21 protein-coding genes are annotated in these 25,983 nt (G+C 63.7%); 11 read left to right on the top strand and 10 right to left on the bottom strand.

Annotated features, from left to right (window positions below):
* Positions 1-94 precede the first annotated feature (94 nt).
* Together C7I87_RS01255 and C7I87_RS01250 are read left to right on the top strand one after the other, a co-directional pair.
* A complete protein-coding gene (locus C7I87_RS01255) occupies positions 95-871 on the top strand; it encodes a FadR/GntR family transcriptional regulator (RefSeq protein ID WP_149902484.1) in 777 nt (258 codons plus the stop codon).
* Between the two features lie 158 nt (positions 872-1,029).
* Complete coding sequence (locus C7I87_RS01250) at positions 1,030-1,473, top strand: SRPBCC family protein (RefSeq protein ID WP_149902483.1); 444 nt, start codon at positions 1,030-1,032, stop codon at positions 1,471-1,473.
* 94 nt (positions 1,474-1,567) lie between these two features.
* Here C7I87_RS01250 and C7I87_RS01245 read toward each other — a convergent pair whose 3' ends face one another.
* Positions 1,568-1,858 carry a DUF3175 domain-containing protein gene (locus C7I87_RS01245; RefSeq protein ID WP_149902482.1) on the bottom strand — a complete coding sequence of 97 codons (291 nt, stop codon included), beginning with the start codon at positions 1,856-1,858 and terminating at the stop codon, positions 1,568-1,570.
* 172 nt (positions 1,859-2,030) lie between these two features.
* Here C7I87_RS01245 and C7I87_RS01240 point away from each other — a divergent pair, with 172 nt between their 5' ends.
* The 7 genes from C7I87_RS01240 (at position 2,031) to C7I87_RS01210 (ending at position 10,004) form a co-directional block, all read left to right on the top strand.
* Entirely contained in the window at positions 2,031-3,260 is a 1,230-nt protein-coding gene (locus tag C7I87_RS01240; RefSeq protein WP_149902481.1) for an MFS transporter, read from the top strand.
* A 161-nt stretch (positions 3,261-3,421) separates the two neighbouring features.
* On the top strand, positions 3,422-4,459 hold the full coding sequence (locus C7I87_RS01235; RefSeq protein ID WP_149902480.1) for an HTH-type transcriptional regulator GntR: 1,038 nt from the start codon (positions 3,422-3,424) through the stop codon (positions 4,457-4,459).
* A gap of 279 nt (positions 4,460-4,738) precedes the next feature.
* Positions 4,739-5,866 (top strand): sugar ABC transporter substrate-binding protein, encoded by a 1,128-nt coding sequence (locus tag C7I87_RS01230; RefSeq protein ID WP_149902479.1) that lies wholly within the window; start codon positions 4,739-4,741, stop codon positions 5,864-5,866.
* A 79-nt stretch (positions 5,867-5,945) separates the two neighbouring features.
* The gene (locus tag C7I87_RS01225; RefSeq protein ID WP_149902478.1) at positions 5,946-7,493 is read left to right on the top strand and encodes a sugar ABC transporter ATP-binding protein; all 1,548 of its coding nucleotides are present in this window, start codon (positions 5,946-5,948) and stop codon (positions 7,491-7,493) included.
* The gene (locus C7I87_RS01220) at positions 7,490-8,470 is read left to right on the top strand and encodes an ABC transporter permease (RefSeq protein ID WP_149902477.1); all 981 of its coding nucleotides are present in this window, start codon (positions 7,490-7,492) and stop codon (positions 8,468-8,470) included. Before C7I87_RS01225 ends, C7I87_RS01220 begins: the two co-directional genes overlap by 4 nt.
* Positions 8,467-9,453 (top strand): ABC transporter permease, encoded by a 987-nt coding sequence (locus tag C7I87_RS01215; protein WP_149902476.1) that lies wholly within the window; start codon positions 8,467-8,469, stop codon positions 9,451-9,453. Before C7I87_RS01220 ends, C7I87_RS01215 begins: the two co-directional genes overlap by 4 nt.
* A 2-nt stretch (positions 9,454-9,455) precedes the next feature.
* On the top strand, positions 9,456-10,004 hold the full coding sequence (locus C7I87_RS01210) for a gluconokinase (protein ID WP_149902475.1): 549 nt from the start codon (positions 9,456-9,458) through the stop codon (positions 10,002-10,004).
* Here C7I87_RS01210 and C7I87_RS01205 read toward each other — a convergent pair.
* From C7I87_RS01205 to C7I87_RS01195, 3 genes are all read right to left on the bottom strand, one after another.
* Positions 9,999-11,150 carry a hypothetical protein gene (locus C7I87_RS01205; RefSeq protein WP_149902474.1) on the bottom strand — a complete coding sequence of 384 codons (1,152 nt, stop codon included), beginning with the start codon at positions 11,148-11,150 and terminating at the stop codon, positions 9,999-10,001. The genes C7I87_RS01210 and C7I87_RS01205 overlap by 6 nt on opposite strands.
* 10 nt (positions 11,151-11,160) lie before the next feature.
* Positions 11,161-11,610 (bottom strand): RrF2 family transcriptional regulator, encoded by a 450-nt coding sequence (locus tag C7I87_RS01200; protein ID WP_023769580.1) that lies wholly within the window; start codon positions 11,608-11,610, stop codon positions 11,161-11,163.
* Between the two features lie 250 nt (positions 11,611-11,860).
* Entirely contained in the window at positions 11,861-12,847 is a 987-nt protein-coding gene (locus C7I87_RS01195) for a sulfate ABC transporter substrate-binding protein (RefSeq protein WP_149902473.1), read from the bottom strand.
* Positions 12,848-13,075: 228 nt separating this feature from the next.
* Between C7I87_RS01195 and C7I87_RS01190 the strand changes: the two genes are divergently transcribed.
* Entirely contained in the window at positions 13,076-13,345 is a 270-nt protein-coding gene (locus tag C7I87_RS01190) for an antitoxin (RefSeq protein WP_149902472.1), read from the top strand.
* Positions 13,345-13,743: a type II toxin-antitoxin system VapC family toxin gene (locus C7I87_RS01185; protein ID WP_149902471.1), complete on the top strand. Its 399-nt coding sequence runs from the start codon at positions 13,345-13,347 to the stop codon at positions 13,741-13,743. The genes C7I87_RS01190 and C7I87_RS01185 overlap by 1 nt, the downstream gene beginning before the upstream one ends.
* 17 nt (positions 13,744-13,760) lie before the next feature.
* On the opposite strand, the gene C7I87_RS01180 is transcribed toward C7I87_RS01185, so the two are convergent.
* From C7I87_RS01180 to C7I87_RS01150, 6 genes are all read right to left on the bottom strand, one after another.
* Entirely contained in the window at positions 13,761-14,801 is a 1,041-nt protein-coding gene (locus tag C7I87_RS01180) for a sulfate/molybdate ABC transporter ATP-binding protein (RefSeq protein WP_149902470.1), read from the bottom strand.
* Positions 14,802-14,813: 12 nt separating this feature from the next.
* The gene (gene cysW / locus C7I87_RS01175) at positions 14,814-15,698 is read right to left on the bottom strand and encodes a sulfate ABC transporter permease subunit CysW (RefSeq protein WP_149902469.1); all 885 of its coding nucleotides are present in this window, start codon (positions 15,696-15,698) and stop codon (positions 14,814-14,816) included.
* Positions 15,691-16,542 (bottom strand): sulfate ABC transporter permease subunit CysT, encoded by an 852-nt coding sequence (gene cysT / locus C7I87_RS01170; RefSeq protein ID WP_149902468.1) that lies wholly within the window; start codon positions 16,540-16,542, stop codon positions 15,691-15,693. The genes cysW and cysT overlap by 8 nt, the downstream gene beginning before the upstream one ends.
* 21 nt (positions 16,543-16,563) lie before the next feature.
* Positions 16,564-17,592 carry a sulfate ABC transporter substrate-binding protein gene (locus C7I87_RS01165; RefSeq protein WP_149902467.1) on the bottom strand — a complete coding sequence of 343 codons (1,029 nt, stop codon included), beginning with the start codon at positions 17,590-17,592 and terminating at the stop codon, positions 16,564-16,566.
* 357 nt (positions 17,593-17,949) lie between these two features.
* Positions 17,950-20,055, bottom strand: coding sequence for a penicillin-binding protein 1C (gene pbpC, locus C7I87_RS01160; protein WP_188393672.1), 2,106 nt, complete (start codon positions 20,053-20,055; stop codon positions 17,950-17,952).
* 197 nt (positions 20,056-20,252) lie between these two features.
* Positions 20,253-25,751, bottom strand: coding sequence for an alpha-2-macroglobulin family protein (locus tag C7I87_RS01150; protein ID WP_149902465.1), 5,499 nt, complete (start codon positions 25,749-25,751; stop codon positions 20,253-20,255).
* Between the last annotated feature and the right edge of the window lie 232 nt (positions 25,752-25,983).

Below are 25,983 nucleotides of genomic sequence, written 5' to 3'. Positions count from 1 at the left end.
CGCGCCGCGGCTTGGTTGTGCATAGAAGCCGGCTTTGCGGCCCAACGGCCGCACCGCGCTTGACAGCTTCCCTAAACCGGCCTTTCTGGAATTCATGCGGGACGCGAAGCCGAGCAAGGAAAAATCGCCCAAAAAGGCTGTAGCCGCCGAGCGCCCGGCCGGTGTTCGCCGGCCCGACGCGGCGCGCATTCCGGGCTCCAGCGTGCATACGTCGCTGGCCAGCGAAATCGGGCTCAGGATCGTGCGCGGCGACTATCCGCCCGGCACCATCCTGCCCAATGAAGCCAAATGGTCGGAGACCTTCAGCGTCAGCCGGTCGGCGGTGCGCGAGGCGATCAAGATGCTGATGGCCAAGAGCCTGCTGGCATCGCGCCCCAAGATCGGCAGTTGGGTCGAACCGAAGGAACGCTGGAACCTGCTCGACCGCGATGTGCTTGCCTGGTACGCGACGTCGCCCGACCGTGAGGTGTTCCTGCGGACGGTGCAGGAATTCCGCCACATCATCGAGCCGGAAGCGACCGCGTTTGCCGCCATGCGGCGCACCGACGAGCAGATGGCCGAGATCAGCCAGGCCTGCCGGGAGATGGGCGAGGCGAAGAGCTTGCAGGAACGGACCCGCGCCGACACCCGCTTCCACCTCGCAATCCTGCGTGCCTCGGGCAATGATCTGCTGGTCCCGCTCGGCGTGCTGATCGAATCCGCCTTCGATCACCTGTTTGCCTACACGACCCGCGAACTCGACGATTTGCAGCTCGCCCAGAAGATGCACGAGGCAATCGAGAGGAATATCCGCCTGCAGCGGCCGGATGCGGCGCGCAATGCCGTGCGCAAGCTGCTGGCCAATACCGACAACGTCATCCGTTCGCGATAGATTTCCGCGACACGGCCATTCGGCGCAGGTGTGCTTCCGCCTTGCGGGCTCTCGGAAAAATTCAGGCCGGCGCCGCCAAAAAATTCGAGAGCCTGTGTCGGATCGGCTGTGTGGTATCCGTCCTTGGAGTATCGAACAGGAGCCGAAAGGAAATCGACATGCCCAGCACCGTCCGTCTGCACCGCGTCCTGACCGCCAGCCCGGAGAAGGTCTACCGCGCGTTCCTCGAGGCCGATGCGCTTGCCAAATGGCTTCCGCCGAATGGCTTCACCTGCACGGTCCATCACTTCGAGGGCAAGGTCGGCGGCACGTTCAAGATGTCGTTCCGCAACTTCACCACCGGCGACAGCCATTCGTTTGGCGGTGAATATGTCGAACTCGTTGCGGGCGAACTCCTGCGCTACACCGACAGGTTCGACGATCCCAACCTGCCCGGCCAGATCGAGGTGACCGTGACGTTGAAGAAAGTGTCCATGGGCACCGAACTGAACATCACCCAGGCCGGCATCCCGGACGTCATTCCCGCCGAAGCCTGCTATCTCGGCTGGCAGGAATCGCTGCGGAACCTGGCCAAGCTCGTCGAACCCGAGATCAAGCAATAGCGCGCCGACCGGCTGGGCAGCCGGTACGAAATGGGTTCCTCACCTCGTTTTGATGGGTGAGGAACAAGCTTGAGGAACCATTGGCGGTCGAGGGCTAATCCTCCTTTGGACGCCCGAATGCTTCGCGCAGTTCGTCCTTGGCGTCCTCGAGGATTTTCTTGCGCGCCGCAGGCAGGTTTTTTCCCGCCCTGTTGATGTAGAAATTCAGCATCGACATGGCGGACTGGAAGGGTTCGGCCTTGCGGCGGTGGCTGTGTTCGGCCGAACGCTTGAGCGAGGCGGCGATCTTCTTGGCATCGTCGGATTCGAAGACGTGGTCCTCGAGATCCATCGCGTCGCTGTGCTCGGTCACCTCGGCCGACCATTTGTGCTTGGTGGCGGTCATCGCTGGACTCCTTTGCGGGGTTGCTGATCGGAAACTCCAAATATCGGCGTCGGTTCCCGCATGCGTATCGGCCTGGAGCCACGGATTTGCCCGCTGTGGTGCTGCTGTGCGCCGGGAATGCGTCGATAGTGGTCAAAACAGCAGCGGTTGAGACCGCCGACAGGAAACGCCTTTGACGCGAACCGACTTCAGCCGGCCCAGTCCCGGTATCGACAGTTCCTACGCCTGGATGCGCCTGGCCATCTCGATGCTGCTGGCCACGATCGGTGCGGTCGGCATGTGGGCCGTCGTCGTGGTGCTGCCGGCGGTACAGGCCGAGTTCGGCGTCGATCGTGCCGCGGCATCCATGCCTTACACCGCGACCATGGTGGGCTTCGCCGCCGGCAATGTGCTGGTCGGCCGCGCCATCGACCGGATGGGCTACTGGATCCCGGCACTGTTCTCCTCGATCGCGCTCTCCGCCGGTCTCCTGCTCGCGGCGCTGTCGACCTCGATCCTGCAATTCACCCTTGCCCAGGGCGTGCTGATCGGTGTCGGCACGTCGGTGATCTTTGGGCCGTTGATCGCCGATATCTCGCACTGGTTCAACCGCCGCCGCGGCGTCGCCGTCACGGCGGCCGCCGCCGGCAACTACCTTGCCGGAGCGATCTGGCCCACCATCATGCCGACGCTGATCAAGGCGGAAGGCTGGCGCTTCACCTATGCCGCCATCGGTGTGTTCTGCCTGGTTACCATGGTGCCGCTAGTGCTGATGCTGCGGCGCGGCGCTCCGGAAGCGGCAGCCGCCGGCTCGCCCGGAAGCCGGCCTGTGCAGCCGATGCCAATGTCGCCGGCGGCAATGCAGGTCCTACTGGTCGTCGCGGGACTGGGCTGCTGCGTGGCGATGTCGATGCCGCAAGTGCATATCGTCGCCTATTGCATGGATCTAGGCTACGGCATGGCGCACGGCGCCGACATGCTGTCCATCATGATGGCCGCGGGCGTCGTCAGCCGGCTTGCCTCGGGCTTTGTCGCCGACCGCATCGGCGGCGTCAAAACCTTGCTTATCGGCTCGGTGCTGCAATGCCTGTCATTGCTGTTCTATATCCCGTTCGACGGGCTCGCCTCGCTCTATGTCGTGTCGCTGGTGTTCGGCCTGTCGCAGGGCGGTATCGTGCCTTGCTATGCGATCATCGTGCGCGAATACCTGCCGGCCAAGGAGGCCGGCCAGCGTATCGGCATCGTCATGATGGCGACGATCTTCGGCATGGCGATCGGCGGCTGGATGTCCGGCTGGATCTACGACCTGACCGGTTCCTACGCCGCCGCATTCCTCAACGGCATCGCCTGGAATTTGCTGAATATTCTGGCGATCGGACTGTTCATCTGGAAGGCGAGGCACAGAGCTGCCGTAGCCGCCTGAGGAAGGGCCAGGCATACCCACTCAGGGGCTCGGCTTGACAACAGGCAGGCACTGCGCGACGCCAGGGGCCGGTGGATGCGGCAACAGGCCGGTGAGATGGCGACAGCTGGAAAGATCGCATTGGGCGCGCGCTTGGATGGCCGTGCGCATGGGGCAAGGCCTTGACCAAGCCGCGCTCGCGCCGGGGCGGTGGCCGCCCGACCATAGCGGATGTGGCCCGCAAGGCCGGCGTCGGTGCTATCACCGTTTCGCGCGCGCTGCGCGAGCCGGAACGCGTTTCCGAGGAACTGCGCCGCCAGATCCTGGCCGCCGTCGACGAGCTTGGCTATGTGCCGGATCCCAATGCGCGCGCGTTGGCCTCGGCGCGGGCGGAGGTGTTTGGCGTGCTGGTGCCTTCGCTGACCAACAACGTCTTCGCGGAGGTGGTGCGCGGCATCTATGACAGCCTGTCGGACGGCCCGTTCCGCGTCCAGCTCGGCAACACGCACTATTCCGGACTGGAGGAGGAGCGGCTGCTGCAGGTGTTTGGCTCCCAGCGGCCGGCAGCGCTGATCGTTGCCGGCATTGACCAGACACCCACCTCGCGAAAGCTGTTGGAGAATGCCGGTTGCCCGGTGGTTCAGGTGATGGAGACCGGACCCGATCCCGTGGACATGATGGTCGGCTTCTCGCATCTCGACGGCGGCAGGACGGCGACCGAGCATCTCATCGAGATGGGCTACCGCCGGATCGGCTTCATCGGTGCACGCATGGACCCGCGCTCGCAGCGGCGTCTCGCTGGTTACCGGGTGGCGATGGAAAAGGCCGGCCTGCTGGACCCGCGCCTGATCACCACCACGCCGGTGCTTTCCAGCGTGTCGCTTGGCCGCGAACTATTCCGCGATGCCCTTGCCAAGATGCCGACGCTCGACGGCGTGTTCTGCAACAACGACGACATCGCGCTCGGCGTGCTGTTCGAATGCCATCGCGCTTCGATCGACGTGCCGAAGACTATCGGCATTGTCGGCTTCAACGATCTCGACATGATGCAGGTGGCCTTTCCCTCGATCACCAGCATCCGCACCCATCGCTACGAAATCGGCAGGCGCGCGGTGGCCATGGCGCTGGCGGCAATTGGCGGCAACAGGCCGGAGCAGCGGGTCGTAGACCTCGGTTTCGAACTGAAGCAGCGCGAGAGCACGGGACGCTGGAGTATTTAGAGGATGCTAAAGTGAGACTTTACAGCCGCCATTGGTAGCGCTACCATTCGCCATCAGCGTGAAGTCTCTGCGCTGTTTATTATACATAAGCGACAGAATTTTCCTTGTTTATTATTGATAATATGATACTTTCGCTGCCGCTTAAGGAAGCAACAAGGAGGATCAGATCGGCGCTGTCCACCTGACATGCATGGCGGGCTAGGGCTGGAGGTGCCTGGGCGGACGTCATTGTACTGCAGCTAAACAAACAAGTCAGAACTGCAACTGGGAGGAATATCGATGATCAAGTCACTCGTTGGTGGCATCGTTGCCGCCACTGCATTTGTCATGTTGAGCTCAGCGGCGATGGCCGCAGGCCCGGAAATCGTCAAGGGACCGGCAGCCGAGCCGGACTGCTTTGCCCCATGGGCAGCCGATACGCAATTCTTCAAGTTCCCCAAGAAGGCCGGCCCATACCGTATTGCGCTCGCCAACGGCTATATCGCCAACACCTGGCGTATCCAGATGGTGCAGACCGCCAAGGCATATGCCGCACAGCCGGATGTCGCCAAGAAGTTGAAGGAATTCAAGGTTGTGTCGACCGGTGAGGACGTTCCGGCGCAGATCTCCGCGATCAACAATTTCATCGACTCCGGCTTTGACGCGATCGTCGTCAATGCGCAGAATCCGACCGCTTTCGGGCCGGTTATCAAGCGCGCCAAGGAAGCGGGGGTCGTGTTGGTCGCCTTCGACAACATCCTCGACACCAAAGATGCCATCAACGTCAATGTCGACCAGAAGGGCCTTGGCCAGTTGTGGGGCAAGTGGCTGGTTTCGCATGTTCCGAACGGCGGAAAGGTGCTCGAAGTGCGTGGCGTCGCCGGCACCTCCGTGGATACGGACCGTCATGCCGGCATCCACGAGGTGCTCGACGGCTCGGGCAAGAAATGGGCCGTCACCGAGGTTGTTGGCAAATGGGACGATGGCGTGGCTCAGAAGGCGACAGCCGACGCGATTGCCACCAACGGCCCGTTCGACGGCATCACCGGCCAGGGGGGCGACACCGGCATCGTCCAGGCGATGATGGATGCCAAGCATCCATTCGTGCCTTTTGGCGGCGAGACGGAGAATGGCTTCCGCAAGTTCTGTGCGGCGCATGCGGCGGATGGGCTAAAATGCTCGTCAGCCGGAACCGGACCAGCCCAGGTGGCGGTTGCCATCAAGACGGCCATAGCAGCCCTCGAAGGCAATGTCGTGCCGCAATCGGTCAAGCTGCCGTTGGCGATCGTAGAGGATCCTAACTTCAAGCCAGGCCAGGATTTCTTCCCCGACCAATCCGACAATTTCTTCGTCGGCAATTCCTTCCCGACCTGCGGCATCAATTTCACAGCCCAGGAGATTATGGGCCAAACCAAGGAAAACAAATAGTCTGACCGGCCGGTGGCGCGGGGAGAACCCCGCGCCGTCGGCCCGCTTCTGCCAGCGGCAAATGGCTTGGGGAGGGCTGATGGACGGCGCGGTTCCGCTCTTGCGCGTGGAAGGCATATCCAAGCGCTATGGAGGCGTACGGGCGCTGGAGAAGGCTGATCTGTCGGTTTCCACCGGCAGTATCCATGCCATCCTTGGTGAAAACGGCGCCGGCAAGTCGACATTGATCAAGGTCATGGCCGGTGTCGTGGCGCCCGACGAAGGCCGCATGACGCTGGATGGGCGCGAGGTGACCTTCGCCTCGCCGGGTGCGGCGAACAAGGCGGGCATCGTATGCATCTTCCAGGAACTGTCGCTGATCCCCGAACTCAGTGTCGCCGACAATATTGTCATTTCCGATCCACCCAAACGCTTCGGCATGATCGACCGCAAGGCGCAGCGGCGCATCGCCGAGGACGCGCTGGCGCGGGCGGGTGCCGGTGACATCCATCCGCTGGCGCTGGTCAAGGACCTGCCGCTGTCGCGGCGCCAGATGGTGGAGATCGCCAAGGCCTTGGCTCGCAAGCCACGTATCCTCATCCTCGACGAAGCGACCTCGGCGCTGACGGCAGCGGACGTCTCGAAGATTTTCAGCGTCTTGAAGCGGCTGCGCTCGGAAGGGTTGGCGCTGCTCTACATCTCGCATCGCATGAACGAGATCGCCGAACTCGCCGACCAGTGCACGGTGTTCCGCAACGGCCGCAACGTCGCAAGCTACAAGGCCGGCTCGAAGAGCGACAATGAGGTGGTCGAGCTGATGATCGGCCGCGAATACAGCCATATCTTCCCGCCCAAACCGGCAGTGGCAGCTGCAAGCGCCGCCCCTAGGCTTGAGGCGCGCAAGCTGTCCTGGGTCGACCGGCTGGATAATATCTCGTTGACGGTCAGGGCAGGCGAGGTGGTCGGCCTCGGTGGACTCGACGGCCAGGGCCAGCGTGAACTGCTGCTTGCTTTCTTCGGTGTGCTGCGCGGCCTCTCGGGCGAGGTGCTGATCGACGGCAAGCCGGTGACGATCACCAGCCCGGCGGCGGCCCGCGAGGATGGCATCGGCATGGCGCTCATCCCGGAAGACCGTAAGACCGAAGGACTGATGCTGCCGATGACAGTGCGCGAAAACCTGTCCTTTGCCGCGCTCGACCGGCTGTCGAAAGGCGGCATCATCGATCGCGCCGCCGAACAGCGGCTGATCGACGACATGGTCGGCCTGCTGGCGATCAAGACGGCGGGTCTCGACATCCCGGTCGGCGCGCTATCGGGTGGCAACCAGCAGAAGGTGGTGATCGCCAAATGGCTGATGCGCCAGCCGCGCATCATCCTGCTCAACGATCCGACGCGCGGCATCGATGTCGGCACCAAGCAGGAAATCTATCAGCTGATGCGCAAGCTGGCGGACGCCGGCGCGGCGATCCTGTTCTATTCGACCGACTATGACGAGCTGATCGGCTGCTGCGACCGGGTGCTGGTGCTCTATGACGGGGCAGTCAAGCGCGAACTGGTCGGCTCCGAGATCACCGAGCGGGCGCTGATATCGAGCGCGCTCAACATCCATGGCGAGGAGAGCCCGGTGGGCCTGGGAGCGGAAGCGTGAAGGATTGGCGCTACTGGCTGGCCGAGCAGCGCGGAACGCTGCTGGCGCTCGGCATCTTCATCGTCATGTTCGTCATCTACACCTCGAACCATCCGGCTGGCTTCACCGCCAATGTCGTGCAGACGGCGGCGAACAAGGGCGTGCTGCTCGCCTTCGTCGCCATGGCGCAGACGCTGGTCGTGATCACCTCCGGCATCGACCTGTCCGTCGGCATGATCTTCCTGCTCACCAATTGCCTGGCCTCCTGGTTGGTCGTGGGCACCCCCATCCAGACGACGCTCGGCGTGATCGCCGTGCTGGCGGCGGGCCTTCTGTGCGGCGCCATCAACGGCGCCATCGTGATCTATGGGCGGCTGCAGCCGATCGTCGCGACCATTGCCACCGGCGCGGTCTACTACGGTATCGGCCTTTTGCTGCGGCCGTTCCCGGGTGGCTCGGTCAACGAGGATCTGGCCGATGCCCTGACAGGTCGTTTGTTCGATCTGGTGCCGGCAAGCCTGGTCGTGCTGCTGGCGGTCGTGCTGCTGATCTGGGTGCCGTTCAGCCGTTCCGTGCTCGGCCGCGCGGCCTACGCGGCCGGCTCTTCGGAAACGGCGGCCTATATGTCCGGCGTGCCGATCCGGCGCGGCAAGTTCGCCGCCTACACGCTGGCTGGGCTGCTGGCGGCGATTGGCGGGCTGTTCCTTACTTTCTTCACCTATACGGGCGAGGCGGCCTATGCGAGCGGCAATGCCTATACGCTGTTCTCGATCGCCGCCGTGGTGCTGGGTGGCGTCTCCTTGTTCGGCGGCAAGGGCAGCGCCATCGGCGCCATCTTCGGCGCACTCGCATTTCGCACCATCGGCGACCTGTTGTTCGTCTTCGATTTCGATCCGCTCTGGCAGCCGCTGTTCCAGGGCGTTATCCTGCTGGTCGCCGTCAGCCTCGGCGCCTTCGCCCTGTTTCGGGTCCGCAACCGGCTGGAGTGGTTCCTGTGAGCGAGACGACCTTGGGCGGCATTGCCGGCCGTATGCCGAAATTCATCCGCCGCGCCGATCCGGCGGTGCTGACGGCCTTTGCCTGCATCGTGGTGCTGCTGTTGGTCGGCAGCGTCTATTCACGCAGCTTCCTGTCGCCTGAATATCTCTTGCAGCAGCTCAAGGTGGCCTCGTTCCTCGGCGTTATCGCCACCGGCATGATGCTGGTCATCCTGCTCGGCCAGATCGACCTGTCGGTGCCGTGGTCGGTGGCGGCGGGCGCGATGATGGCCTGCGCGGCGGCCGCCTACGGTCCGGCCGGCGTGGCGCTAGCGATCACGTTCGGCATCTTCTGCGGCGTGCTGATCGGCATCGTCAATGGCATCGGCGTCGCCTATATGCGCATCCCCTCGATGATCATCACGCTGGCCACCAACGCCGTCTCGCAAGGGCTGATGGTGGTCTACACCGGCGGTTTCTCGCCGCAGGATTCGGCGACCGGCGCCATGCGCTACCTGGCCACCGGCTTCACCATTCCGGGCGTCCCCAACGCGGTCATCATCTGGGCGCTGATCGGGGCCGTGATGGTGTTCGTGCTGACCCGCACCGGCTTTGGCCGCGCGGTCTACGGCATCGGCAACCGCGAGCGCGCCGCCTATCTCTCCGGCGTCGACACAAGACGTGTGGTGATGATCGCCTTCGCCGTCTCCGGAGGGCTCTCGGCTTTCGGCGGCGTGCTGCTGGCCGGCTACGCCTCCAAGGCGGCGCAGTCGATGGGGGACGCCTATCTGCTGCCGTCGATCGCGGCGGTGGTGCTCGGCGGCACCTCGATCCTCGGCGGGCGCGGCTCCTATCTGGGCACGGTCGCGGGCGTGATCCTGATCACGCTGCTGCAATCCATCCTGTCGGTCATGCAGATGCCGGAGGCGGGGCGGCAGATCATCTATGGCGTCGTCATCGTCGCCATGCTCCTGCTCTATGGCCGCGCGCCGGCGAGCCGCTGACAGTGGACGAAAACGCAGCGCAGGCGCCGACGGGCGCCCTCGGCTCGGTGCCTCCAGCCATTGTGGTGATGGGCGTCGCCGGCTGCGGCAAGTCAGCCGTCGGGATCGCGCTGGCCGCCGCGCTGGGTGCCGTCTTCATCGAGGGCGACAGGCTGCATCCGCCCGAAAACGTTGCCCGTATGGCACGTGGCGAACCGCTCACCGACCAGATGCGCGAAGGCTGGCTCGACGCGATCGGCGAGCACATCGAGGCGTCGATCGGCAAGGAGCAAGGTGTGGTCGCCGCCTGCTCGGCGCTGAAGCGCGGCTATCGCGAGCGCCTGCGCGGCTTCTGCTCTGACATCGTCTTCCTCTATCTGGAGATCGATCCCGCTACCGCGCGGCGGCGCGTTGGCAATCGCAAGGGCCATTTCATGCCGGCAAGCCTGGTCGACAGCCAGTTCGCAATCCTGGAGCCGCCAAATGCCGATGAGCGGGCATTGACGCTCGACGCGACGCGACCGATCGACGAACTCATCGCCCAGGCAATGCGCTCGATGCGCCGGTCATGAACCTTCTTCAGCGCCGATGCCGACGCCGTCCTGGGCTTCCGTCAACCGCTCATGGCGCGACCAGGATATCATCTGCTCGGGGCACTGCTTCAGCGCCTGCAGCAGGCAGTCGCGTTTCAGAAGGATGTAGTGTGCCTGCAGGGCCATGTTCTTGGCTCCGGCCCTGGTTGTGTCCACTGCCAGGAGCGCCGGTGCCGCCGGCACCAGTTCGGGGCTCAAGACGGCGCGGTATTCCCTGAAGGGTACCACCTCGAAAGTCGACATGGCAAACAGGGCCGTCTTGCCTCGGGCGGCGAAATTCGCCGGTGCCGAGGCAAGGTGCGTCCAGCCGCTTTCGCCCAAAGTGGTTTCGGTGAAGGTCGAGCCGGCGTGGATGGTGTTGGTCATCAGCACGACGCCGTTCTGCTTCAGCATCTTCTGAATGCGGATGGTGACCTGATAGGCGTCGTCACGGCCGAAGACGATCCGGCTTTTCAGGAACCGGTTTTCGACATGAACCATTGTCGGGTTGAGGAAGCGCTGGCCGAATGCCGTCTCGGAAACGCCATGCGTGTTGACGCTGACCTGATGCGCTTCGATGCCGGCCTCGTATATAGCGCGCTTGCCGATCATCGTCTGGGCGGTGAACTGATCGCACCAGAGGATCGCGCCGTGGCCGCGTTGCAAGGCGGCCTGCAAGCCCTGGAGCCCCTCCAGCCGGATCGTCGGCGTCCAGCGACGGGCGACCAGATGCGCGGCAAGTTGCATGCGGCGGCGGTGGCGCGCCGCGAGCAATGCCTCGAACAGCTTTTGCGCATCGATACCGTCGCCGAGCACCGCGCGCGTTGCGGCGGCGTAGCCGCGGAAATCTTTGCGCATATGGCGCTTCAGGCGCAACCTGGACGCCCAATCGCAGATCGGCGACCACCAGCGCACCGGCAGCGCTGTCGCGACCGCGAGGTAGAAGAGGATAACCAGGCTTTCGCGAAGATCCCTGGTGGAGAAGCGGCGGAGCCTGCCGGGATCAGCTACCTTGCGGCTGAAAAAGCGCACGTCCTCGGCATATTCGGGGACAAGGACGTCGGCGATGATCTCGGTGCGAAAGCTCGCTGCCGATGGCTGCTTGCGGGCGGCTTTTCGGGATTTCGTAAACCTCGACAGCCTCATCCACCCGGCTCTAGATCTGGGATGTCAACTCGACTGGAAAATCGTCGTTGTCGGCATCGCGCATGGCGGCGAGGCTACGGTTGTCCAGCACCTCGGCGATCGCCTGCCGCACTTCGAGCATCATGTGCCGGACCTGGCAGGTCGCCTCGTCGCAATCCTCGCAGCGCTGATACTGCGTGCGGCTGGCGCAAGGTATCGGCGCCAGCGGCCCGTCGAGCACGCGCACGACATGGCCGATCTTGATCTCCGAAGCAGGGCGGGCGAGACGATAGCCGCCTTCCTTGCCCTTGCGGCTTTGGACGAAGCCTGCGTTGCGCAATTCGCCCAGGATGGCATCAAGGAATTTCTTCGGGATGTTGTTGGCGACGGCGATGTCGTTGACGAAGGCCAGTTGACCAACCGGAAGATTGGAAAGATGCACGAGGGCCTTGAGGCCGTATTTGCCTTTTTTCGTCAGCATGCCCTGATAACCCGTTGAAGCCCCAACCACCCCGCATCTGGCGGTTGTTTGTGTGCAAATGATGACAACATTGCTTCCGCACGCTGCCGTCTCGCGAAAACAAAGCCATGGGAGGGCATGTTAGGGCCAAACGCGTTGATTCTTTGTAACGTTTTGCGCGAAGCGCGCCGAATTTACCCGATCGGCTGCATAAGCAAGGAAAGCCGACCCCGGGGCCGGCTTTCCTGATTTTCGATCGGGCCGCGGAGACTTACCGGCTGCCATAAGCCTGGTCGAGCAGACCACCGGCGGCGAAATGTTCTTTTTGGACCTTGTCCCAACCGCCGAAGACGTCTTCCACCGTCAGCAGGCGAACGTCCGGAAAATCGGCCTTGTATCTGGCCGCGACAGCCGCGTCGCGTGCGCGCAAGCCATTGTCGGCGGCGATGCCCTGGCCCTCGGGCGTATACAGGAAGTCGAGATAGCTCTTGGCCAGATCACGCGTGCCGTGCTCGTCGGCGACCTTGTCGACAATCGCCACCGGGAATTCCGCCAGCAGGCTGACCGAGGGCGTGACCTGCTCGAATTTGTCGTCGCCATATTCCTTGCGGATGCCGCGTGTCTCGGATTCGAAAGTGATCAGCACGTCGCCGATCTCTCGCTGCACAAAGGTGGTGGTCGCGGCGCGCCCGCCAGTGTCGAAGATCGGCACGTTGTTGAACAGCTTGGTGATGAATTCCTTCACCTTGGCGTCGTCGCCCTTGAAGGCTTCCTTGGCGTAAGCCGTGGCGGCCAGATAGGTGTAGCGCGCATTGCCCGACGTTTTCGGGTTGGGGAAGATCACTTGCACGTCGTCGCGCACGAGATCGTTCCAGTCCTTGATGTGCTTAGGGTTGCCCGCGCGGACAAGAAACGACGGCAGCGAATAGAAGGGCGAGGCGTTGTCAGGGAAATCCTTCTGCCAATCGGCGGAAACGAGGCCCTTCTTGACCAGGAAGTCGACGTCGGTGACCTGGTTGAAGGTGACGACATCGGCACCGAGACCTTCGGCGATGGCGCGCGCCTGAGCCGAGGTGCCGGCATGCGACTGGTCGATGCTCACTCCCGGGTTCTTGGCGATGAAGGCCTTGTTGAGCTGGACGAACAGTTCGCGGCCGACATCATAGGAAGCGTTGAGCAGCTTGTCGGCCGACCAGGCTTGGGAGGATGCGAGGAGGAGGCCGGCGGCGACGGCAACGCCGATGAAAAATCGCTTCATGAAAAGGCTCCGGATGTCATGCTCTATTACCGGACCATAGCCGGGGCGCGGAGGAGCGGCGAGGTACGCGCAACAGTTGTGCCTTGTCGTCGTGAGAAAAGACGTCGTCACAAATGCCTGTCATTAGAATTCTGTTCCAGCCAGCGCCTTGTTGCCTCCGGATTGTTCCTCAACTTGCAATGTTGCATCTCTGGGCATATACATGTGGCATATACATAGAAGGTGACTATGCCCCAGCGCCAATCAACAACGTCGCCGAAGGAGGCGAAGCTCTTCCGCAACAACCGCAGCCAGGCGGTGCGCATTCCCGTCGAGTTCAAACTTTCGGGTGACAGGGTCCTGATCAGCCGTGAAGGCGACCGCCTGATCATCGAGCCGGTCCGAAAACCCGGCCTCGCCGCACTGCTGGCCCAGTGGGCGAAAGAGCCGCAGCTTGGCCCCGAAGACGGTTTCCCCGAGATCAACGATGCCCCTGTCGAATCCGAGGACATTTTTTGATGCGGTTCATGCTGGACACGAACATAATCAGCGACATGATCCGAAATCCGGCCGGCAAAGCTGCCAGTGCCGTGGCGCGCGAAGGTGACGCCGCTGTGTGCACCAGCATCGTCGTCGCTGGGGAATTGCGATATGGCTGCGCCAAGAAGGGATCAGCCAAGCTGCTCAAGAAGGTCGAGGAACTGCTGGCAGAGATTCCTGTCTTGCCGCTCGATGTGCCCGCGGATGCCAAGTACGGCGAACTTCGCGCCGAGTTGGAAGGCGCGGGCCAGACGATTGGCCACAATGACCTTTTCATTGCAGCCCACGCTTGCGCACTGGGAACGACTCTGGTGACCGCCAATAGAGGAGAGTTCACCTGGATACGGAACCTTAAGGTCGAGAACTGGCTGGAGTAGCGCGCTCGAGCCTGGAATCAAGCGGGCGGAAACAGCTTCCAGCGCCCTGGCCGGAACGCCACGCGGCTCTTTTGCGCCGCCGGATGATCGACCGGCAACTCTATCTCGACCCGCTGGCGTTCGCCGCCGATCTCAAGCTCGACGCGCCGTGTGCCGGCGACCCGGCGGCTGGCGACCACGGTGCCGGCGATGCAGCCGCTGCAGCCGTCCAGAAGTTCGACATCGTGCGGGCGGAAGTAGAGCGTCGCATCGCCCTCGGACGCGTGCGGCGCCTGCAATCCGATCGGACGGTCGGCGAGCCAGATCTCGCCATTCTCGACCTTGACCGGAAGGGAGCTCGATTCGCCGATGAAGCCGTAGACGAAGGGGGAGTTCGGCGTGTCGTAGATGTCGTCGGCGGTGCCAACCTGCTCGATGCGGCCCTGGCTCATCACCACGACACGGTCGGCCAGTTCCAGCGCCTCTTCCTGGTCGTGGGTGACGAAGACGGTGGTGTGGCCGGTGCGGTCATGGATTTCGCGAAGCCAGCGGCGCAATTCCCTGCGCACCTGCGCGTCGAGCGCGCCGAACGGCTCGTCGAGCAGCAGCACCTTGGGTTCGATGGCCATAGCACGCGCCAGCGCCACGCGCTGGCGCTGGCCGCCCGAAAGCTGCGCCGGATAGCGCTTCTCCAGCCCTGAAAGCTGGACGAGATCGATAAGCTCGGACGCACGGCGGCGGATTTCCGCTGCCGGCGGCCGCGTCGGCCCGTGCCGCACCTTGAGGCCGAAGCCGATATTGTCGGCCACCGTCATGTGGCGGAACAGGGCGTAGTGCTGGAAGACGAAGCCGACATTGCGCTCCTGGATCGATTTCTGCGAAGCGTCCTCGTCACCGAAGAAGATCTTTCCGCGTGTCGGCCGCTCCAGCCCGGCGATCAGCCTGAGCAAGGTCGTCTTGCCGGAGCCGGACGGCCCCAGCAACGCAATCAGTTCGCCCGACTTGATGTCGAGCGACACGTCGTGAAGCGCCGGAAACCGCTCGAACTCCTTGCGCACATTGGCAACGCGAACTTCCATACTGTTCCCTCTTCAGTGCCCGCGCGTTGCGGCGAGCTCGGCGCCGTAGCGCATCTCGAGCAACGTTTTCAAGACCAGCGTGACGAGCGCCAGCCCGGCAAGCAACGAGGCGACGGCGAAGGCGCCGACGGCATTGTATTCGTTGTAGAGGATTTCGACATGCAGCGGCATGGTATTGGTCAGGCCGCGTATGTGGCCCGACACCACCGAAACCGCGCCGAACTCGCCCATGGCGCGCGCATTGCACAAAAGAACGCCGTAGAGCAGGCCCCATTTGACGTTGGGCAAGGTCACGTACCAGAAGGTCTGCCAGCCATTGGCGCCAAGCGAAAGGGCGGCCTCCTCGTCGCCATTACCCTGTTCCTGCATCAGCGGGATAAGCTCGCGCGCGACGAAGGGGAAGGTGACGAAGACGGTGGCGAGCACAATGCCCGGCACGGCGAACAGGATGACGATGCCGTGTGTCTTCAGCCATGCGCCGAGCAACCCCTGGGCACCGAACAGAAGCACGTAGACCAGACCCGAAATGACTGGAGAGACCGAGAAGGGCAGGTCGATCAGCGTGGTCAGGAAGGCCTTGCCCTTGAACTCGAACTTCGCGATCGCCCAGGCTGCCGAGATGCCGAAGATGATGTTGAGCGGCACCGAGATCGCCGCCACCAGCAAGGTCAGGCGGATCGCCGAACGGGTGTCCGCATCGCTCAGCGATTCCAGATAGGTGCCAACGCCCTTGGCGAGGGCTTCCTTGAAAACGATGATCAGCGGCAGCAACAGGAAGACGACGAGAAAGACGAAGACGATGGCCATCAGCACGGCCCGTGCCGGCCGGCTTTCGGTCACCGCCGCCGAGTGGCTTTCATGGAACGGTTCGTAGGATTTGATCTCGGGGTCAGCCATAGCGCTTGCGGCTCCATGTCTGCACCAGATTGACGATCAACAGCATGAGGAAGGACAACGCCAGCATGATTGCCGCGATCGCGGTCGCCGCCGGGTAGTTGTATTCCTCGAGCCGGATGACGATCAAAAGCGGCGCGATCTCGGATTTGTAGGGCAGATTGCCGGCGATAAAGATGACCGAGCCGTATTCACCGACGCCGCGCGCGAAGGCGAGCGAGAAGCCGGTGATGATGGCCGGCGCCAAGCCCGGAAACAGCACGCGGGTGATGATCTGGAAGCGGCTGGCGCCGAGCGTGGCGGCGGCTTCCTCCACTTCCTTGTCGATCTCTTCCATGATCGGCTGCACCGTGCGCACGACGAAGGGCAGGCCGATGAAGATCAGCGCGATGACGATGCCAAGCGGCGTGTAGGCGACCTTGATGCCGAGCGGCATCAGCAGCTTGCCGATCCAGCCATTCGGCGCATAGAGCGTGGTCAGCGCGATACCGGCCACAGCCGTCGGCAGCGCGAAGGGCAGGTCGACCATGGCATCGACGATGCGGCGGCCGGGAAAGCGGTAGCGCACCAGCACCCAGGCGACGAGCGTGCCGAAAACGACATTGACGGCAGCCGCGACGAACGCCGTGCCGAAGCTGATTTGCAGTGCGTTGACTGTGCGGCGATCGGTGGCGATGGCCCAGAAATCGGTCCAACCGAGGGCGGCCGAGCGCCAGATCAGCCCGGATAGCGGAATGAGGATGATAAGGGTGAGGTAGGCAAGCGAGAAGCCGAGCGTCAATCCGAAACCCGGAATGACGCTCGGCTGCCTGAACCGCCACCCCGCCTGCGCGGGTGCTGTGGTCATGTCGTCCCGATCTGGATTAGCTCACTGGGCCGGCTTGTATATCTGGTCGAATATACCACCGTCGCCAAAATGATAAGGCTGTGCCTTCTTCCAGCCACCGAAAAGCGGGTCGTCGATGGTGATCAACTTGATCGGCGGCAGCTTGGCGAGATCCTCCGGCGGAACCAGTTCGGGCTTGGACGGCCGGTAGTGGTTCTTGGCGATGATGGTCTGGCCTTCCTTGGAATAGAGGTAGCCCAGATAGGCCTCGGCCACCTTGCGCGTGCCCCTGGCGTCGACATTGGCATCGACCACGGCCACTGGCGGCTCGGCCAGGATCGAGGTCGGCGGATGGACGACGTCGAAATTGTCGGCGCCAAACTCGTCGAGCGCCAGATAGGCGTCGTTTTCCCAGGCGATCAGCACGTCGCCGAGGCCTTTTTGCGCGAAGGTCACCGTCGAGCCGCGCGCGCCGGTGTCGAGCACGGGCGCATTGGCGTAGAGCTTGCCGATGAATTCCTTGGTCTTGGCTTCGTCGCCGCCATCATTGGCGTTGGCATAGGCCCAGGCCGCAAGATAGTTCCAGCGCGCACCGCCCGAGGTCTTGGGGTTGGGCGTGATCACCTGGACGCCGTCCTTGACGAGGTCGTTCCAGTCACGGATGCCTTTGGGATTGCCCTTGCGAACAAGGAAGATGATCGTCGAAGTGTAAGGCGCTGAATTGTTTTCGAATTTCGTGCGCCAGTCGGGATTGATCTTTTTCGATTTGGAGACGATGGCGTTGATGTCGCCTTCGAGCGCCAGCGTCACCACATCGGCGTCGAGGCCGTCGATCACGGCGCGGGCCTGGGCGCCCGATCCGCCATGTGACTGCTGGATGGTGACCGTCTCGCCGGTCTGTGCCTTCCAATGCGCGGCGAAGGCCTCGTCATAAGCCTTGTAGAGCTCACGCGTCGGATCGTAGGACACGTTGAGAATGGTGGTGTCGGCAAACGCGAAACCGAGCGTTCCGAACTGGACAGATGTGGCGACCAGTGCGCCGAGCAGTTTCCGGAAATGAGGTTTGGTCATTTCTGCCTCCGTTGAACCCGCGCCCAATCTACCAAATTGATAGAATTAAGATGCATTGAATCTTGCCTTTTTTGTCCTCCTGAAGAAAATCCTCTGGCGATCTGTCGCGGCAATGGGAAATATTTTCCGTGCAGCCGCTCCGCGCCGCCAATCGGCCAATCTAGGGTTGCGTGGTTGCCGGGCAAGGCTGCGTTGGCAGGTTACTCGGCGGTGACCGTGAAATCGAAGCGCTACCCGGGGAGGATCGGCGCAGGCAACGAAAGGGCAGAGGGGGTGCTTCGGAACAGGCATGGGGAGAGTATCCCGATTGTCCGCTGACCTTCTCGAAAGCTAGTTCTATGAATCGCTTGGTTCAGTCTACTCAACGAACACTTTCACGCTCGCCGCCCGTCCAGCCGCGTCGATGACGGTCAGCGTTGAGTAACCCGCGCCGTCGGGCTGCCAGGTGGCGGTGCGGCGGCGGTCGAGGCCGATGAGGGGCTTGCCATTGGCCAGCCAGCGGAACGGCGCGCGGCCGCCTTGCAGCTTCAGCACCAGTGGCGAGGCGTCGGCCGAATTGGTGGCCAGATCGACGCGGGCGCCATCCGGCGGGAAGATGATGGTCGGCGCCGGTTCGGTCGGCGTCGCCTGCACCAGGCCATCCGCGCCGGCGCCGAAGCGGGCGAGCGTCACTGGTAGGTCCTGCCGCTTGGGGGTGAAGGCGCCTGGCGGCTTGCCCGGCAGCGGTACGGTCACCAGCCCCGAGCGGACAAAGCCCTCGAACAGGATCGGGGCGGCCGAGACATAGCCGGAAAGACCTGGCACCGCGCCGGCGTCGGGCCGGCCAACCCAGACACCCAGCACATAGCGGCCGTCGAAGCCGACCGACCAGGCGTCACGGTAGCCGTAAGAAGTGCCGGTCTTGTAGGCAATGCCGCGTTGCAAGGCGCCTTCGGGTGGCTTCACACCTGACAAAATGTCGATGATCTGCCAGTTGGCCTGATCGTTGAGGATGGTGGTGGTCGAACTCACCGTGTTGGCCGGCTCGGTGCCATCATGCAGCGAGTGCGTCTTGCCGCCATTGGCGAGCCCTGTGTAGAGCTGGACCAGGTCGCGCAGCGTGACGCCGACGCCGCCGAGGCCGATGGCCAGGCCCGGCGCTTCGTTGACCGGCAGGATCGGGTTGACGCCGGCCTGACGGAACCGCGCGGTCAGTCGCGCCGGGCCGACCGCGCCGAGTACGCGTATCGCCGGCACGTTGAGCGACAGTTGCAGCGCCTGGCGGATGCTGACGTCGCCCTGATAGCCCATGTCGAAGTTCTTCGGCCTATAGCCACCGAAATCGACCGGACTGTCCTCGATCAGCATCTCCTGCGCCACCAGTCCCTGCTCGAAGGCGAGGCCGTAGATGAACGGCTTCAGCGTCGAGCCGGGCGAGCGCACGACCTTGGTCATGTCGATCCAGCCAGAACGGCTGGAATCGAAGAAATTGGCCGAGCCGACTTCGCCCAGAATGTTGCCGGTGCGGGCGTCGGCCAGCACCATGGCGACGGACAGTCGCGGCCCGAGCTTTGTCGCGGCATTGCGCGCCACCTGTTCCAGTCCCTGCTGGACGCTTTTGCGGATCGTCAGCTTGAGCGGCTGGCCGGGAACGGCCTTGGGAAGCATCGCATAGGAGGCATGCGCGGCCAGCGCCGGCAAGGTGCGGCGCAGCCCCGACACATCGTCGAGTGCTGCGCGTGCCGCCTCTCGTTGGCCGATCAGGCCTGACGAGACCATGCGATTGAGCACACGGTCGCGGGCGGCATGGGCAATCTGCAGGTTGCGGTCAGGGCGGCGTTTCTCCGGCAGCTGCGGCAAGGCCACCAGAAGCGCGGCCTCGGAAACGGTGAGCCGCCTCGGCTCCTTGCCGAAATAGGCGAGCGAGGCGGCGCGCACGCCTTCCAGATTGCCGCCATAGGGCGCCAGCGTCAGGTAGCGTTCGAGGATCTCGCGCTTCGACAGTCGCCGCTCGATCTGGATGGCGCGCAGCATCTGCTTGATCTTGGAGCCGAGGCTGCGGCTTTCGCGCGGCTCGATCAGGCGGGCGAGCTGCATAGACAGGGTCGAGCCGCCCGAAACGATATGGCCGCTGGCGGCGAACTGGCCGGCGGCGCGGCCGAGCGCCAACACGTCGACGCCCTCATGATCCCAGAAGCGCTTGTCTTCATAGGTGACCAGCATGTCGACGAACTGCTTGTCGACCTGGTCGAGCCGGGTTTCGAGCCGCCAGTAGCCGTCGGGCGTGGCGAAGGCGCGCAACAGCTGGCCGTCGCGGTCCTGGACTTCGGTGGAGACGGTGAGCTTTTCAGGAAGCGGGGGCGGGAAGGCGCGGTCGAGTTCCCAGAGGGAGGCGACGGCGATTGCCGTGAGGCCAGCGATAGAAGCTATCGCGATGGCAGTGTGACGACGAAATTTCTTGGAGAGCACGGCGCTGCCCCTCATTGCCCTGCCGGGCATTTCTCCCCGTATAGAGACGGGGAGAAAGAGGCCTGCGCAGAGGCTTTCGCCAATTTCCTAGGTTGCAGAACTGGTGCCGGCGATCGCGATGCTTCCCTTCTCCCCGTCTCTATACGGGGAGAAGGTGCCGGCAGGCGGATGAGGGGCAGCACCATCGCCATTTTCATTTTGACCATCAACACTTACGGCGCCTTGATCTCCATCATGCCGGTGGCGGTGCGGGCCGAATATTGCGGCCGGTACATGTCCTCAACCGTTGCCGCCGGATGGGCGTACGTGCCCGGCGTCACCGCGCGCACGACATAGGCAAGCGTCAGATTGTGGTCGTGGTCGCCGTCGGCCGGATTGAATGCCGCGACGAACCGGTCGTCGCGGAATTCGAGATGGGCTGCGTCGGTCTGGGCCAACCAGGAGAAATTCGACAGCTGGGCGCTGGAGACCAGGCCTGGATTGTCGATCTCGAAGCCGGCCGGCAACAGGTCGGTGACCAGCAGGCGTGAAGGCCAACTGTTCTGCTCGGTGACCTTCAGCACGACGACATAGCGTTCGTTCTGGGTTGCCTCCGTCACATTGGCTTCGGTGCCGTCGAGCTTGTAGTAGGTGCGAGCGATGGTGAAGCCGTCACCGCCGGCCGGCAAGGGCTGGATTGGCGAAGCCACGGTGGTGACGACGGTTTGCAGCGGGGCCTTGCCGGTGTTGGCGATTTCGAGCGGGCTGTCGACCAGTTCACGGCCGTTGACCTGGTTGGAATAGCCGCCGGAATGCGGCGCGCCATTGACGGTCAGCGCGATCGAATCATTGCCCTCCTTCAGCGCGCGGGCCGCCAGCAGCATCCAGGAATCGTCCTGGGTGCTGGTCCAGCGGGCCTCGGCGCGTTCCCTGGTCACCAGTTTGATCAGCTCGGGCACGATCGTCGATACCGGCTTCGATTCCGCCGCCAGCGACAGCATCGCCGCGCCGTCACGCAACGCCGAGCCGTAGTCGGAGCGGTACCAGTCGTAGTCGGTGCTCGATTTGGCGAGCTGCAGCGCGGTCTTGAACGTCGCCTCCGACCGCTGTGCATCGCCATAGAGCGCCAGGCTCGCGGCCAGCTGGGCAACGGCCATCGGGCTCGAGAAGGCTTCGAGCTGGGTGTCGGCGTAGTAGCGCAGATCGCCGATCGAGGCCTTCTTGTTGCGGGCCAGCACGTACAGGGCGTAGGCGATCTCGCTGCCGCGGTCCTGTACGCTCTGATCGTAGCCGAGCGAGTTCTGAAGGTTGTTCAGGGCCTGGTTCATCGCGAGAGCCGGCACGTCGTATTTCTGCTCCCGCGCCCTGGTCAGGAACTCGCTGACATAGGCGTCGAGCCACAGATCGCCGGAGCCCGGACCCCACAGACCGAAGCTGCCGCTCGAGGACTGGTAGCTCAGGACCTTGTAGATCGCATCCTGGATGCGGCCGTGCAGGTCAGGGTCGCTTTCCATGCCGATGCCGGATGCCATCTCGTTGACGTAGAGAAGCGGCATGGCACGGCTGGTGGTCTGCTCGGCGCAGCCATAGGGGTAGCGGTCAAGCGTCATCAGCAGCGAAGGCACGTCGAAGGCAGCCGCCTGCGAAACGCCGACGCTGACCGAAGCGCCTTCAAGCAGGCTGGCGGCCAGCAGTTCCTTGTCGACGCGCAGCGCGCCGCCATTGCCCTTGAGGTCGACTACAAGACGCGTGGTGACCGGCAATTGCGCCGGGCGCACCGGTACATAGAGCGTCTGCTCGACCTTGGTGCCGTCGGCATGCGCCAGCTTGATGGTGAGCGAGGCGTTGCCCGCCGTCTTTGCGATCAGCGGCACGGTCAAGGTCTGGCGCTTGCCCTGGGCGAGCGTCAGCTTCTGGGGCAGGGGCTTTTCGCCCGTCGACAGATCCCCCGTCGTGTCGATCGACAGCGCATAGTCGCCGGCAGGGCCGTCGGTATCGGCGACATCAAGGCGCATGACGGCGTTGTCGCCGGGCGCCAGGAAGCGCGGTAGACCCGCGGTGATAACGACGGGATCGCGCACGATGACGTCGGTCTGTGCATGGCCGACAGCCTCCTTGGTCCAGGCGACAGCCATGACGCGCACGGTGCCGTTGAACTGCGGGATGTCGAAGTCGATCCGCGCCTTGCCGTCGGCATCGAGCTGAACCGGGCCGGAGAAGAAGGCGACCAGCTTTTCGATGGGCGGGCTGCCTTGCGCCTGCATGTTGGCGCCGTCACCGCCGGTCCTGAGCTTGCCGGTGGTTCCCAGCGAGCCATCGATCAGGCGGCCGTAAATGTCGCGGATCTCCATGCCCAGCATGCGCTGGCCGAAGAACCAGTTCTCCGGGTCCGGCGCCTTGTAGTTGGTCAGGTTGAGGATGCCGACATCGACGGCTGCTACCATGACATAGGCGTTGATGCCTGGCTGCACGCCGGCCACGGAAACCGGGATCGACAGCTGCTGGCGCGGCATTGTCTTGTCCGGCGGCGTCAGGGTGACGGCGAGTTTCTTGGCGCCCGGATCGACCGTCAGCCATTTCACGCCGATGGCACGGGCGGGCATGCGTGTTTCCTGCGCATCGCCCGGCCGGAACAGGGTGGCCGTCACATAGGCGCCGGCGCCCCAATCGTCGCCGACCGGGATATCGACGGTGCTGCCGCCGGCCGGAACGGTCGCCGTGATGGTCTTCAGCAGCTTGTCGGAGCCGATGTTGATGAGAAGTTCGCCGGCAAAATGCGGCGAGATTTTCAGCTTGGCCACTTCGCCCGCGGCATAATTGTCCTTGTCGAGGGCAATCTCCAGACCGTCAGGCGTTTCGGTGGTGGTCGAAGCGACATACCAGCCGGCGTCGAACTCGTAACTGGTCGCCGGCCCCTCGGGGTCCGATGTCTCGACCTCGAGCCTGTACTGGCCCCAATCGACCGGTACGGAGACGGTCGCATCGCCGTCGGCGCCGAGGTCGACCTGACCGTTGGCGATCGATTTGGTGAAACTGACCGGCTCGTAGTTCCAGGAGTTGTTGGAGCGGTACCACTGGTAATTGCGTTCGACCTTGACCAGCGTCCACTGCGCGCCTTTCAGCGCCTCGCGCTTGCCGTCGGGATCGACGGCGATCAGGCTGAACTTGGCGGTGCCCCCCTGCGGCACTTCACCGTCGGCGAAATCCGGACGGATGCCGATCATATGGCCTTGCGGGCGGATGCCGATGTTGAGCGAGCGCTCGATGGCGCGGCCACCGGTTTCGCGCATGCGCACCGTCACCTTGCCGTTGACCAGCTTGGTGGTCGATGGCAACTGGTCGACGCTAACAGGGAAGGTCGCCTTGCCGTTATCGCCAACCACAGGCAGATCGGTGAGCGGCGTGACCGTGGGCTGCGCCGACTGCTCGTCGGCGAGGCCGAAGGAAAAGTTGGGGAAGCGGTCCCAGTCGCGCGACGTCGACAGCGTCAGTTCACCCTCCAGCGCCAGGCCCGCCGCCGGCGCGCCATAGAGGAAGCGGCCGTCAATGTCGATGTTGGCGGTTTCGCCCCGAGCAATCCCCTGCTTGTCGGCCTTCATGTCGAATTCGATGCGATCCGGCACGAAGTCCTCGACCAGGAACATCTGGCTAGCAACCGCCGGCTGCTTGGGGTCGGTGTGGATCGACACCGACCACGTGCCGCGCATGGCATTGGGTTCGAGCGGCAGGTCGACGGCGTGGCCGCCGGCGGATGCACCGTCGCTGACGATGCGGCGGTCCTCGACGCCATCTGGACGCGAGAAGATGAAGGTCAGCGGCAGGTTCTCGACCGCCTTGGCCGCACCGTCGCGGGCAAGGGCTGCGACATGGACGTCCTCGCCGGCGCGGTAGATGCCGCGCTCGGTCCAGGCATAGACGTCGAGCGCGCCCGGTGCGGCGCGTCCGGTGACGCCACGGTCGGACAGGTCGAAGCCGGCCTTGGCCATGTCGAGGAAGACGAAATCATTGTCGCCCTGCTTGGCCATCAAAACGGCCGGCACCATGCCGCCGTCACCGCGCGTCAGGCCGGGGTTGAAGACGGCATGGCCGTTCGCATCCGACGTCGCGGTTCCGAGGACCTCGTTGTTACGGGCAACCAGTGTCAGCTCCGCACCGGCAATCGGCTTGGCGCTGCCCAGCGAACGGGCAAAGACATTGAGCCCGTCCTGGCCGGTATAGGTCGACAGGCCGATGTCGGAGACGACGAACCACTGGGTGGCCAGCGAACCGTAGTCGTCGCTCTTGTCGTTGACGGCCTTGGCGGTCAGCACATAGACGCCGGGCTTGCGCTGCGGCAGCGCTTCGTCGACCGGGAAAGAGGTGGTGACTTCCTTGTTGAGGTCGTTGACGATGTCGAGTTGGCCGTGCCAGACCGGCGCGCCCATCTGCTCGGAAATGTTGGAAATGTCATAGCCGTCGAGCTGGTGCAGGAACTGGTAGCCCGACAGAAGCTGCGCCAGCGAACGGTCGCCGATGCGGTAGAGCTTCATTTCGGCGGCATTCATGTTGACGGTGACGACCGGTATGCCGCGGCGCGCGCCTGCGGGCAGCACGAAGCTGTCGCCGGTGAAGCGGGCGGACGGCGCGCGGTCCTGCACGTAGATCGAAAGCACCACGGGGCCCGCGGTCACTTCGCCGATCGCGGCCGGCAGGCCGGCGCGGAAGGTGACGTCATAATGCTGGCCGTGTTCGAGCCCCTCGACGCAGATCTGCTTGTCCTTGGCCTCGACGCCCTTGGGCGGCGCGTTGTCGACAGTGACGAACTGCGCGTAGTCGACGCCGGTCTTGACCAGATCCTCGGAGAATTGGGCGCAGATGCGCGGCGCGCTGGTGTCGGCATCGACAGAGTGATCGATGACACGGAAACCCTTGCGGGCCTTCAGATCGGCATAGTCGGCTTGCACCGCGGGCGAGCTTTCCAGCGCAAGGCTGGCCTCATAGGCCTGGAGCGCCGGCCGGTAGAGATCGCGCTTGTCGAGACCATTGCCGAGGAGCGCCAGCACTTCGGCGCGCGTCTTGGTGGTGCGAAGCAGCTTGTAGGCGTTAAAGGCGGCCGAGGTGCCGTTTGCCGGCAAAGTCGAGGCTTCGGAGGTGTTCGCGGCAGGCTGCACGGCCAGCGTTTCGCGCGCCAGCTTGAGCCAGAGCTGGCCGTCATCCGGCATGACCGAGACCGCGGCTTCATATTTCTGCATGGCGGAGCGATGGTCGCCAGTCTGTACCGCTTGTTCGGCCGAGTTGATCAGCGCCGCGATGCCCTCGGTCGGCTTGTCAAAGGCCGGGCCGAGCAGCTTGTTGCGGTATTGCTGGGCTTGGTCGGCCATCCAGTTGGGGAAGAAGGCGAGTTCCGGCGGCGCACCGATATCGGGATCGCCGTCGATATTGACGACCTTGCCGGCGATCGCGCCGTTGAAGGATTTCAACTGGTTATAGTCGGATTTGAGAAAGCACCATTTGGCCTTGGTGTTGTAGGTGAAGGCGCGGCAGGCCGGATCGCCGAGACATGTCGTCTTGCACTGGTCGAGCGTGACGTTCTGGTCCGACCTGAGGTCGAAACCGAAATAGTCGGAATTGTCGGTCGTTGCGATTCGCCGGGCCTCGGCCGCTAGCGCGACCCCGTTCCAGGCTAAGGCGTTGGCCCAGGCGAAGAAGAGAAGGATGAGGATCGACAGACCACGAGCCGCGCGCATTGCCATAACACCCCTCCAGACAATTGCAGACGTCCGGGCATGATCAAGCTTCAGTCAGGCTTGTCAACGCGCGAACGCGGCAGGTGCCGCCTGCCAACGGTTTATTTTCCGGCCAAGGACCGGTATGCGGACAGTAACCTCCATAGGACAGGAGATCACGCTTTCTTGCGGACACGCAGAAGGTGTGAATTCCAAGCCCGTCCTATTTCAGACAATTGGATTGTGGCCCCTTTACGAG

This window comes from Mesorhizobium sp. SARCC-RB16n, from assembly GCF_008520305.1.
GTDB lineage: Bacteria > Pseudomonadota > Alphaproteobacteria > Rhizobiales > Rhizobiaceae > Mesorhizobium.
This window is presented reverse-complemented; position numbering and strand designations above follow the sequence as displayed.